The following is a 12,373-nucleotide window of genomic DNA, read 5'->3' on the forward strand; positions in this document are numbered from 1 at the left end:
GTCCAGCTCGGTGTGCTCCCGTGATCCGAACGCATCCCCTCAGGAGGCAGATCGCGATGTTATCGACTCCGGCCGGTGGCCGCCGGCCTGGTACACGCAGACGGCCGTCCCACGGCCGCCCGATCCGCACGGTCCTGGGCGCCGCCGCCGGCGCGGCACTCCTCGGCGCGTACGCGCTACCCACCCCGGTCGCCTGGGCGGCGCAGGCTCGTCCGCCGAAGCTGGTGTCGTCCCCGGCGGACCTGGTCAACCCCTTCATCGGAACGTCGAACGACGCCAATGACTTCCCGGGCGCGGACGTGCCCTTCGGTATGGTCCAGTGGGGTCCTGACACATCGTCACGGCCATCGGGCGGCGGGTACGAGTACAAGGACTCCTCGATCACCGGATTCAGCCTCACCCACATCGCGGGACCGGGCTGCGGTGCGGCGGGTGACATACCGGTGCTGCCCACGGTGGGCGCCGTCAACAACGCGGCCACGGACTCCTTCTCGCACGCCAACGAGTCAGCCACGCCCGGCTTCTACAAGGTGGCCCTGGACAACAAGGTGACCACCGAACTCACCTCCACCACGCGCAGCGGCATGGCGCGATTCACCTTCCCCGCGACCTCCCAGGCCAACCTGATCCTCAAGCTGACCAGCAGTCAGAACAGCGGCACGTCGGCACAGTTCAACGTCGTCTCCGACACCGAGGTCAGCGGTCAGGTCACCAGCGGGAGATTCTGCGGCGCGAGCAACACCTACACCGTCTACTTCGACATGGTCTTCGACCAGCCGTTCACCTCCAGCGGCAGCACGCTCGCCCCCCGGACGACATCGTCCGAGCCCTCCGCCGAACGGGCCGACAAGAACGCCCCGGAGCAGCCGAACAAGCCGCGCCTGCACGGCTCCATGCCGAAACCCCGCGCCCACGACGCGGTGCCCCACGACGTGCCCCCGGGCGCCGCCGCCTCGAACGCGCACGTCACGTTCAACACGAGCGCGAACCAGGTCGTCCAGGCGAAGGTCGGCGTCTCCTACGTCTCGGTGGCGAACGCGGCCGCCAATCGAAGCGCCGAGAACACCGGTTGGAATTTCGACAGTGTCCGCTCCGCGGCGCACAAGGCCTGGGACACGGCACTGGGCAGGGTGCAGATCGGTGGCGGCACCGCCGACCAGCAGAAGATCTTCTACACGGCGCTCTACCACTCACTCCTCCACCCGAACGTCATCAGCGACACCAACGGCCAGTACTACGGCTTCGACGGCAGGACGCACCAGGTCGACGCCGGACACGACGCCGCCTACGCCAACTACTCCGGCTGGGACATCTACCGCTCCCAGGCCCAGCTCGAAGCGCTGGTGAGTCCTCAGGTCGCCTCCGACACCGCCCAGTCGATGACCGACGACTACACCCAGACCGGGATCTTCCCCAAGTGGTCGGAGAACAACGGGGAGTCCTACGTCATGGTCGGCGACCCGGCGGCGGCGATCATCGCCGACTACCACGCCTTCGGCGCGCGTGACTTCGACACCGCGAAGGCACTGACCGGCCTGCTGAAACAGGCGAGCACCGCGAACAACGACCGACCGGGTCTGAACTACCTGGACAACCCGGGTTACGAACCGCACGACGGCAGTTACGGCTGCTGCAACTTCTACGGCCCGGTGGCCACCACCCTGGAGTACGACACCGCGGACTTCGCCCTCTCCGCCTTCGCTGGCGCCCTCGGCGACACCCGGAGCCAGCAGACGTACGCCCATCGCGCGCAGGACTGGCGCAACGTGCTGAACCCGGCCTCCGGCTTCGTCCAGCCCCGCAACGCCAACGGCTCCTGGACGGGCGGCTTCGACCCCACCAGCGGCACGGACATGGTCGAGGCCGACTCGTGGATCTACTCGGGCATGGTGCCCTTCAACGTCGGAGGGCTCGCCACCGCCAAGGGTGGTAACAAGGCGATGGGCGACTACCTCGACACCGTGCTGCGCAGCTACACCGGTGCCAACGGCTACGCCTGGGTCGGCAACGAGCCGAGCATCGAACTCCCCTGGGAATACGACTACATCGGCCAGCCGTACAAGACCCAGGCGACCGTGCGCTCGATCCAGGACCAGATCTGGTCGAACACCCCTGCCGGACTCGCCGACGGCAACGACGACCTCGGCGCGATGAGCGCCTGGTACGTCTGGTCCGCGCTGGGCATGTTCCCCATGACGCCCGGTACGTCGGACCTCGCACTCGGCTCGCCCCTGTTCCCCCAGGCCGTGCTCACCCTGCCCTCCGGCAAGACCCTGACGATCAACGGCGACGGGGCCGGGGACAACGCACCGTACGTTCAGTCCGCGACGTTCAACGGGTCCGCGTGGAACAACGCCTACGCACCCCCGAGCGCGATCACCTCCGGAGGCACGCTCAACTACACGCTCGGCACCAGCCCGAACACCGCCTGGGCCTCGGCCCCGTCGGCCGCCCCGCCCTCCTACCCCGGAGACACAACCGCCCCGCCGAAACCACGGGTGGGTCCGATCAGGTCCGGGGTGACCTCCGCGCAGTGCGTCGACGACGCCAACTCCGGCACCGGGGACCACACCGCGATCCGTCTGTGGACCTGCAACGGCACCTACGCCCAGGACTGGACGATCGCGGCCGACGGCACCCTGCGCACCCTCGGCAAGTGCCTCGACGTGTCCAACAGCGGAACGACCAACGGCACGCTGGTCCAGCTGTACACCTGCAACGGCACCGGTGCCCAAAGGTGGACGATCGGCACCGACGGCTCCTTGACGAACCCCAATTCCGGCCTCTGCCTCGACGACCCCAACTCATCGACCACGGAAGGTACACGACTGCAGATCTACACCTGCAACGGGACCGCCGCGCAGAAGTGGACGCTGCCACCGGCCTGACATCCCCCGCCACCCAGGTGTCGGCACGCCACCCGTCGCCTCGCGGTCCCGTTCTCCGGCGGGGCCGCGAGTCCTGGCGGCTACTTCAGCCCGATGGCCGCGCAGTCCGCCGCGTAGGCCGCGGTGCAGATCTGCCGGACGGTGTAGACGTTGTCCGCGATCACCGTCTCCTTGATCTTGTCCTTGGTGAGGGAGACCACCGGCACGAGCATCGCGGGGATGTGCTTCCGCGTCGGGCTGTCGACCGTGTCGCGAGTCAGCGCGTCGAAGGCGATGTCACGGCCCTGGACCTTGTTCACCGCCATCTCCGCGGCGTAGTTGGCCTCGTCCAGGAACGGCTTGTACACAGTCATGTACTGCTGACCCGCGACGATCCGCTGCACCGCGTCCAGGTTCGCGTCCTGCCCGGTCACCGGCGGGATCTTGGTCGCGCCCGCTTCCTTCAACGCGTCGATGACGGCGGCGGCCATGCCGTCGTTCGCCGAGTAGACGGCGGCGATGCGGTCCACGCCCACCGACTTGATGGCCTGCTTCATGTGCGCCTTGGCGACCGCGGGCGACCACTTGTCGGTGTCGTACTGCTCGACGATGTCGACCTTGCCCTGGAGTTCGCCGAGCGCACCCTTCTTGAACTGCGCGGTGTTCGGGTCGGCGGGGTCGCCGTTCATCATGACGACCTTGCTGTCCGGCCCCTTCGAGGCGAGCGCCTCGGTGATCGCGCGGCCCTGTACCTGGCCGACGAGTTCGTTGTCATGCGAGACGTAGGCGTCGATCGGACCCTGCGCCAGACGGTCGTACGCGATGACGGGTATGCCGGCATCCTTCGACTTCTGCACGTCCGGTGCGATGCGCTTGGCGTCCACGGCGTCCACCAGGATGATGTCGACCTTCTGATCCACCATCTGCTGGAACTGCTGACTCTGCTTGGCCACGCTCGCCCCGGCGTTGGCGTAGAGGACCTTCCCCTTGTCATGCGTGAGAGAGGCGACTTCCTTCTTGATGATGGGGTAGTCGAACTTCTCGAAGCGTGCCGTGTCCCGGTCGGGCAGGAGCAGCCCCACGGTGATGTCATCGCGCGTCGGGGACGCGCCCCCGCCGCCCTCGCCGCTCCCACCGATGGCTCCGCACGCGGAAAGTGAAAGTGCGGAAGAGAAAGCGGTCAGGGCTGTGGCGGTACGGCGCACAGCGGTCCTGCGGCTGGTACTACGAGTATTCACGTCAGGGGGGTGCCTTCCGAACCAGGGAGCATCGTCGCGAACCGAGTGGCCGTTAGCCAAGCGGTGCGCGGTGTGACACGTCAAGATGTTGTCGTAACAAATTCACCGCGGTGCCCGGCTACCGTTCGGTTGCCGGTCACGCCGGCGCACGCCACGGAGCTCGTCGCGCTACGGCACGAGCACGATCTTTCCCTTCGCCGCCGACACTTCGAGCAGCTCATGAGCACGACGGGCGTCGGACAGGGGGAGGCGCTCGGCCACGACCGGCTGGATCGCGCCACGCCGCACCAGGTCGAGCAGTGTGCGGAAGTCCTCTTGGAACCACTCTCGGTATCGCGGTCCTCCACCCACGGGAAACGCCGGTGGGCGAGTGGCCACGGGAAGCACTTGGCGGCCCTCGCGGAGCTTCTGGATCCGGTAGGCGCGCACCCGGCGGCGGGGCGAGAGCAGGCCCCACAGAGCGACGGCCGCAGTGGCTCCGTACCACTCGATCCACCCCCGTCGGCTCGTGCGCCCGCGTGCGAGCATCGCGTAGTGGCCGAACACGACAAGCCGTCCGCCGGGGCGCAACGCACGGAAGGAGCGCAGGGAGAGCACGCCCCCGAGCCCGTCGAGGACGACGTCCACGCCCTTTCCCGGAAGCTCGCGCACCCGGGCCAGGAAGTCCTCGTTGCGGTAGTCGATGGCGACAGCACCGTGCCGTTCGACCGCGGCGCGGTCGCGTGCCGAAGCGGTTCCGTAGAGCCCAAGCCCGCTCAGCGCTCCGAGTTCGAGGACCGCGGTGCCCACCCTGCCGGCGGCGCCGTGCACCAGCACCGTCTCCCCGCGCTTCACCCGTGCCATCCGGTAAAGCAGCTGGTAGGCGGTCACATAGGTGAGGACGAGGCTGACGACCTGCGCCGGGTCGAGGTCGTCCGGCACCTCGACCGTGTTCGCCTCCAGCAGGCAGACGCATTCCGCGTACGCGCCCCACACCGTGAGCGCCGCCACGCGGTCTCCCGTGCGCAGCCGTGTGCAGCCCGGGCCGAGCTCCTCGACGACTCCGACGAGCTCGTAACCCGGCGTGAACGGCGGCTTCGGCACCCCGAGATACGTCCCGGCACGCAGTTGGGCATCCGTGAACGACACTCCCGCGGCCAGCACCCTTACGCGCACCTCGCCCGGTCCCGGGACGGGGACATCCTCTTCCACCACGCGCAAGGCCTCGGGGCCGCCGAAGTGATCGACGACGACGCGCTTCACCACTTCAGCCTATGCAGCCCGCACCATCAGCGCATGTCGCGCAACGACCTCGGCGCCGCACAGGGCCGATGCCGGTCACACGTACGGTGCGCGCTGCATGTGTCCCGAAGTCAGGGGAGCGGCGTTGAGCTCGCGCACCAGCTGCGGGGTGAGCAGTTCGCCCACGCGGTCGGCGAGGACGGCCATCTCATAGCCGATCAGGCCGACGTCACACCCCTCCGTGGCGAGGACGCCGAGGCAGCTGCCGTCGCGGACGCGACCGACCATGAGGAAGCCTCCGAACATTTCGATCATGACGAGCTTCATACCGTGGAAGCCGTGTGCGGTCGCCGCGTTCTGGGCGAGGCTGGTGATGCCGGAGACGACGGCGGCCAGGTGGTCGGCGCGGTCCCGGTCGAGGCTCTCCGAGGCGGCCATGAGCAGCCCGTCGGAGGAGACTGCGACGGCTGCCGTGACGCCGTCGGCGGTGCGTACGAATTCCGAGATGAGCCACCCGAAATTCTGGACGGCGGTGGTCACGATGACGCTCCTTGTGTACTTCGGGTCTCGGCACGGGCGACACCTGCCCGAAAGCCGTTGAGCAGGGAGGAGACAGCGGGCCTGGCGGACGGGGGTGTGCTGGAGGAGCCCTGTGCGGGGGCGAGCAGCCGCCCGGGGAGGGCAAGGAGGGCGGACAGTCCGCCGCCGCTGGTGTCGAAGAGGTGGACTTGGACGCCTTCACCGAGGCGGTGGGCGAGTCGGCCGACGACGAGGTGGCCGAGGAACCGGGTGGGCGCGGCGAGGAAGGCTTCCTCGCCGCTGTCGCAGAGGCGGGCGTTGGCACGTTCCTTGTCGGCTTCGGACATCCCGATGCCGTGGTCGACGACGGCGAAGCAGTAGGTGTCGTCCTCGGTGTCGTACCAGCCGTGCACCTCGACCGGTTCGTTCGGCGGCGAGAAAGTCAGCCCGTTCTCGATGAGTTCGGCCAGGAGGTGGGCGACATCGGCAACGGCGTGCCCGCGCACCCGCACCGGTTCCACGGTCGCGATCAGGACCCGCCGGTAGTGCTCCACCTCGGCGACGGCGGACTGGACGACTTCCAGGCCGTCGGCGGGCGCCGCCGTGGGCCGCGGCGGATTCTGCCCGACCAGGACCAGCAGGCTCTCGGCGTTGCGTCGCATACGGGTGGCGAGGTGGTCGAGCTCGAAGAGTTCGGCGAGCGCGTCCGGGTCCAGTTCCTGCCGCTCCAGACGGGTGATGAGGCTGAGCTGACGACGTACGAGGTTCTGATTGCGGCGGCCGAGATTGGCGAGCGACTCGGTGGTGTTACGGCGTAGGCCGGCCTGCTGAGCGGCAAGTTGGAGCGCGGTGAGTTCCACCTGGCGCAAGGACGTTGCGACTTCGGCGATCTCGGCCGCGCCGCTCAGCAGCGGCGCGTCGGGGTCGTCCGGCACGTCGGCTGTCGGAAGCGACTCGCCGTGCTCCTGCGGGGCTTGCTGGATACGGGCGACGGTAGCGGGGAGCCGGTGCCGTGCCACGTCGTGGGCGGCCTCTGCGAGGGCGCCGAGCGGGCGGGTGAGGGAGCGGGAAGCGAACGCGGCGAGGCCCGCGAGCAGGGCGGCGATGAACGCGCCTGCGAGGAGATAGACGGCGAGGCCGGTTTCGGCGTCGTGGCTGAGCCGTTCGGCCCGGTGACGTGCGTCGTCCCCGATCGACTGCTGCACGGCGTACAGATCGTCGACGAGTGTGGTCATCGCATCCCACCAGGCACCGGCGTCGGCGTCGGCGGGCAGTGCGGAGCCGTCTGCGGCGCCTTCCGCGCGGCTCTCGTAGGCGGTCGAGCGTTGGGCCTCCGCGGTGCGGAAAGCCTTGTTCAGAGCCGCGCGCTGAGGTGCGGTGGCGTACTGCTGGAAGCGGGCGAGAGCGGCGATGCGCGTGGCCCGTATCTCGGTGAAGGTGAGGTACTCGCGACCGTGAAAGCCACGGGCGGCGAACACGCCGTTGAGGAAGCCGCGTTCGAGAGCGACTGACTCCTTGGCAGCGGCGAGTTCCCGCAACGCCGCGAGTGCGTCGCGCAGTTGACGATCGGCACCGGTCGCGGTCTCTGTGACCGGGTCGACGGAGTCGAGGGCGTCGATGGCGTTGGTGTAGAAGGTCAGAGTCGCGGCCCGGTCCGCTGTGCCCGTCTCCGTCCTGTTCGTTTGCGTGGTGGGCGCTTCCGTGCTGCCCCTGTCGACGGCCGCCCGGATGCCGTCGAGGCGCTGCAAGTGCCGCTGGATGACTGCCTCGACGGTGCCTTCGCCGCGCATTCCGTGAAGCGCTGTGTCAACGCGCTCGCGGGTGGCGGCGAGCGCGGGGCGGAACTCCCTCTCCCCTCCCAGCAGACCATTGCTCAGGCCGCGTTCGCGCTGCAGCTGGTGTACGAGAGCCTGGATGCGCAAGCTGAGGCCCACTTCGGAACGGGTCGCCCGGGCATCACCGAGGGCCTCGGCGCGCCCCTGCACGGCGAGCCCGGCCACCGCCAGCAGCAGACAGATCGGGACCGTGATGACAACCGCCACACGGCCCCGGACACTTCGCCAGCCAGGCATCGGCCGCCGCCCCTGAGCTGTTCCGGCGGTGCGGCGGTGCCCTGAACTGCCCTTGCCCGAATCGCCCTTGCCGACGGCGCCAAGCCTGCTGAGCGCCGACCGTAACGGTGTGCACACGTTCATGACCACGAAGCTAGTCCGACCGCCGTAGCAGCCGGTTTCCGACCTGTAAGGCTGCGTGGGAGATTCAATTGCACCGCCCTCACACCCAGGATCACGGGACTGTGACTGTGATGGTGCGGGCCGACAGAAAAGGAGTTGCCTGCGGGCGGCACCCTCGACCACGATCGCCCGCATGGATCTGTAACGACTGCCATGTACCCACAGTCAACCTGTCGCGCGATCGACCTCGGAGCCTGACGACTCGGCCCCCGAGGCGGCAACCGTGCCCTCGTGTGCATCCGACAGATCCCAGGAGCCGCGGCCTGGCCCGCGAGAGCTCCCGCTGAGCCAGAAATCAACCACATCCATGAATATCGACCGCAAGGCCCGGTGGGCCGTGCGTCAGTGCGCCCTGCCCATGATCGTGCGCCCCTGCCTGAACTGCTCGGGCACACGTCACCGTCCGTCGGGCAAGATCCGCGTCAACGCGAACGGCAAGCTCCTCGACGTCTGGCTGCTCCTGCACTGCGCGGTGTGCGCCCGGACCTCGAAGGTGCCCGTCCACGAACGCGTCCACGTGTCGTCGCTGGAGCCCGCTCGCCGGGTGGCGTACGAGACCAACGACACGGCCACGGTGCGGGAACTCGCGATGAGTGCGTCGCTCGCCGCGAAGAACGGATACCACCTCGACTGGACCGGCACCTGGGACCTGGAGACCGACACGCCCTTCTGCGCACTCCACGACCCGACACCGCTCAAGGTACTGATCAGCTTCGAGCTGCCTGCGCCGGTCCGTGTCGAACGACTGCTCATGCTCGGGCTGGGCATCAGCCGTACTGAGGTACGGCGCATGATCGCGGACGGCCGAATCCACCTGCCGTTGGCTCCAGGCGCCAAGGCGAATCACGGCTTCGAGCTCATCGTTGACCGATCCGTTTCCGCCGGGAAGGGGACAAGCCATCGGACTGATCGAAGCTGAGGGAGGGCAACCAGTGCCGGCACTGGGCGGACTGGAGGAGACGGGCCGATAGCTCAGCCGCCACCCACAGATCCGCTTCACCGCGGCCACCACCGGCCCGGCCAACCTGCTCGTGCTGTCGCGTCGGCCGACCTCAATGCGCTCTACCACTTCATGAGCGACACCATGTCCCGGTGTCGAGCTGCTCCAAGACGGCCTGTCCCGCCGCACGGTGCTCGGCGGCCCCAGCCGGATCCGTCTCGTCGAGCACGATCGCGATGCCTTCGTGGGCCAGCGCTTCCGCGTACCGGTTTCCCAGCTTCGGGGCCAGCTCCAGTGCCTGCCGGTGCAGCCGCAGGGCCTCTTCGGGCAGGCCCGCCAGCCGGCAGGTCTCGCCGTAGCCGTTGAGAAAATGGATCTTCCAGTGCTCCTCGAACAGCTCGTCCAGCAGCGCGAACGCCTCGCGATGGCTGGCCAGTGCCTCCTCGTACCGGCCCATCTGCCGCAGCGCGACACCCAGGCAGTTGAGGCACCACGCCTGGTTGTGCAGGTGCCCGTCGTCGCGGGACAGCGCCAGCGCCCGGTGCAGGTGCTGCGCCGCCTCGTCGGGGTTCTCGGGAGCGATGGCGACGCCGAGCGTGATCCGGGCCGTCAGAGCGGGTGGCCACGTGGGGTCGGTGTGCGGGATGCCCAGCACCTCCCGAGCCCGCCGAGCCGCCTCCTCACGGTGTCCCAGTTGCAGCATCGCCCAGGCCTCCGAGGCGGCCGCGTGGGCGGCCTCTGTCGGACAACCGGCCTTCTCGTACAGCCTGGTTGCCAGCCGGAAGAGTTCGAGCGGCTCCTCGACGTGCCCCGCGTCCCAGCTCAGATAGCCGCGCCGTACGGCGAGTTCGGCCTCCGCCCGCGCGTCCCCCGTCTGGGACACCCGGAGTCCGGCCGCCTCGTACGAGGACGCGGCCTCCGCCATCCGGCCCGCGTTGTACCGTGCGAAGCCCAGATCGCTGTGGGCCTCGGCCAGTTGCAGTGGATCGCCCAGGCGCTCGGCGGCGGCAAGCGACCGCTCGAACAGGACGTTGAGATGGGTCGTGCCGCAGCGCCGCGCGAAGTAGGCCCGCAAGAAGCGTGGCAGCTCGCACACATGCACATCGGCCCCGACCGCGGCTGCCGTCTCGAACGCAGCCATCAGGTTGCCGTACTCCGTCACGAGCCAGGCGAAGGCCGCGTTCCTGTCCGTGAAGCGCGGCAGCTCGGCCGGGGGCCGGCCCGCGGAGACCGTGCGACCGGACGACAGGAACGGCATCGCGGCATCGGCGGCGGCCGCCGCGTGCACGTAGTAGTCGAGCACCCGGCCCGACGCCCGCTCCCGCTCGGCCGCCGAGTCCTGTTCCGCCGCGGCCCGGCGCGCATGCTGGTGCACCAGGTCGTGCAGCCGGTAGCGGCCCGCCGTCGGCTGCTGGACGAGGTGCGCGTCGAGCAGATCCTCCAGCATCCCCCGGGCGCCGCGCAGCGGTACGTCCGCCAGGGCCGCCGCCACGTACTCGTCGAAGGACTCGCCGGGGAGCAGGCCCAGCATCCGGAAGAGGCGTGCCTGGGACCGGTTCAGCTGCCGGACCGACATGGCGAGCGCGGTGTCGAACTCGCTCGTGCCCTCGGCCATCCGCTCCACAAGGATGCCCACGGTCCAGCCCGGCCGGTGCCGCAGCCGTGCCGCGGCCAGCCGCAGGGCCAGCGGCAGATGGCCGCACAGCCGCAGGACCTCGGCGGCGGACTCCGGATCGCGGGCCAGCCTGCCCTCGGGGCCGCCCGGGTCGCCGCTGGCGCGAACCAGCAGCTCCGCGCTCTCCCGCGGGCTCAGCACGTCGAGCGAGACCGGGGGGACCTCGTCCAGGCCGAGGAGCCGGTTCCGGCTGGTGATCAGGGCGACGGAGTCGCCGGCGCCGGGCAGCAGCGGGCGGACCTGGTCGGCGTCCGCGGCGTTGTCGAGGACCACGACGACCCGCCGGCGGGCCAGTTCCGACCGCCAGCAGGCAGCCAGTTGCTCGATGCCCGCCTGTGGGACCCTTTCTGACGGCACGTCGAGTGCGCCGAGCAGCATCCGCAGCGCGGAGTCGGGGTCGAGCGGGGGCCGGCCCTCGGTGAACCCGTGCAGATCCACGTACAGCTGGGCGTCCGGGAAGTCGGCGGCGAGCCGATGCGCCGCGTGCACCGCCAGACAGGTCTTGCCGACGCCCGCCATACCGTCGACGGAGACCGCCCGATGGCTGTCGATCGCGGCGAACACGGCGGCGAGCCGCTCCTCGCGTCCGGTGAAGTCGGGCACGTCGCGCGGCAGATCGTTGCGGGGGAGCGTCCGAACCTGGCGGCTGCTCTTCGGGGGCGCCGGCAACGGGCTCGAGGTCCGTTCCCACAGCGGACGCAGCGGGCGGGGGTCGCGCTTGACGAGGCGGCACAGGGCGACGACCGCGGGCCAGGGCGGCACAGTCTGCCCGTTGAGGTAGCGCGACAGTGACGAGGAGCTGAGGCCGGCGTCCCGCGCCAGAGCCCGTACGCCGAGCCCGGACAGCTCCTGAAGCAGGCGCAGCCGGGCCGCCAGCTCGTCCTGTGGTTCGGCTTTCGCCGTCCGTTCCCGCGCGTCCATGGTTCCCCCGCCTTTCCGTCGTCCCGTCGCGGCAGAAGTCTTCCCAGCCAACTCGCCGCTGGTCAAGGCCGTTTCAGCTGTCCCACGGTGTCCCACCGCCGTGGTCGCGGCGGACGGGCTCGGCTGTCATGGAGTCACGCCCCGGGGAACGGGGCGCCGACCCGGAAGAGGAGCAGACCGAGATGCAGTCCCGTATGCGTAACCCCGCCGTCGTACTGTCCGGTGCGATGCAGCCCATCCAGGAGATCCTCAAGGCCGCGCACTGCGGTGGAGTGGACGGGCAGACGCTGGAGCTGGTCCATCTGCGCGTCAGCCAGATCAACGGCTGCAGCGCCTGCGTCGACGGCGGTGCCAAGACGGCCCGCAAGGCCGGAGTGAGCGACGAGCGGCTGGCCACGGTCGCCGCCTGGCGGGAGGCCCCGTACTTCACCGAGGAGGAGCGGGCGGCCCTCGCGCTGGCCGAGGCCGCGACACGGCTGGCCGACCGTCCCGACCCGGTGAGTGACGAGGTCTGGGACACGGCCGCCACCTACTTCGACGAGAAGCAGCTGGCCGCGATCGTCCTGATGATCGGCGTCACCAACCTGTTCAACCGGCTCAACGCCACGACCCGCCAGATCGCCGGCGCGTGGGGATGACCCGGGCCGCGGCACCTCTCCAGCACGAAGACATACCCATCCGACCCGCTCAACGTGAGGAAACCGCTGTGAAGGACGTACAGAAGACCACCAGGAGCACGGCCGTTGCTGCCCACAGGC

The 12,373-nt window shown here is 69.5% G+C and carries 8 protein-coding genes; 3 read left to right on the plus strand and 5 right to left on the minus strand.

Features of this window, described 5'->3' with window-relative positions; genetic code table 11:
- The first annotated feature begins 56 nt into the window (after positions 1-56).
- Positions 57-2,888, plus strand: a complete 2,832-nt coding sequence (locus tag N8I87_RS38190; protein WP_263215454.1) for a lectin — start codon at positions 57-59, stop codon at positions 2,886-2,888.
- A gap of 80 nt (positions 2,889-2,968) precedes the next feature.
- On the opposite strand, the gene N8I87_RS38195 is transcribed toward N8I87_RS38190, so the two are convergent.
- From N8I87_RS38195 to N8I87_RS38210, 4 genes are all read right to left on the minus strand, one after another.
- Entirely contained in the window at positions 2,969-4,072 is a 1,104-nt protein-coding gene (locus N8I87_RS38195) for a sugar ABC transporter substrate-binding protein (RefSeq protein ID WP_263216872.1), read from the minus strand.
- A gap of 201 nt (positions 4,073-4,273) precedes the next feature.
- On the minus strand, positions 4,274-5,347 hold the full coding sequence (locus tag N8I87_RS38200; protein WP_263215455.1) for a medium chain dehydrogenase/reductase family protein: 1,074 nt from the start codon (positions 5,345-5,347) through the stop codon (positions 4,274-4,276).
- A 75-nt stretch (positions 5,348-5,422) separates the two neighbouring features.
- The gene (locus tag N8I87_RS38205; protein ID WP_263215457.1) at positions 5,423-5,866 is read right to left on the minus strand and encodes a roadblock/LC7 domain-containing protein; all 444 of its coding nucleotides are present in this window, start codon (positions 5,864-5,866) and stop codon (positions 5,423-5,425) included.
- Positions 5,863-7,887, minus strand: a complete 2,025-nt coding sequence (locus N8I87_RS38210) for a sensor histidine kinase (protein ID WP_263215458.1) — start codon at positions 7,885-7,887, stop codon at positions 5,863-5,865. The genes N8I87_RS38205 and N8I87_RS38210 overlap by 4 nt, the downstream gene beginning before the upstream one ends.
- 499 nt (positions 7,888-8,386) lie before the next feature.
- On the opposite strand from N8I87_RS38210, the gene N8I87_RS38215 reads away from it, so the two are divergent.
- Complete coding sequence (locus N8I87_RS38215) at positions 8,387-8,998, plus strand: DUF1062 domain-containing protein (RefSeq protein WP_263215459.1); 612 nt, start codon at positions 8,387-8,389, stop codon at positions 8,996-8,998.
- 151 nt (positions 8,999-9,149) lie between these two features.
- Here N8I87_RS38215 and N8I87_RS38220 read toward each other — a convergent pair whose 3' ends face one another.
- Positions 9,150-11,615, minus strand: a complete 2,466-nt coding sequence (locus N8I87_RS38220; RefSeq protein ID WP_263215460.1) for a tetratricopeptide repeat protein — start codon at positions 11,613-11,615, stop codon at positions 9,150-9,152.
- 182 nt (positions 11,616-11,797) lie between these two features.
- Here N8I87_RS38220 and N8I87_RS38225 point away from each other — a divergent pair, with 182 nt between their 5' ends.
- Entirely contained in the window at positions 11,798-12,253 is a 456-nt protein-coding gene (locus tag N8I87_RS38225) for a carboxymuconolactone decarboxylase family protein (protein WP_263216874.1), read from the plus strand.
- The last annotated feature ends 120 nt before the right edge of the window (positions 12,254-12,373 follow it).

This window comes from Streptomyces sp. HUAS 15-9 (genome assembly GCF_025642155.1).
Classification (GTDB): Bacteria; Actinomycetota; Actinomycetes; order Streptomycetales; family Streptomycetaceae; genus Streptomyces.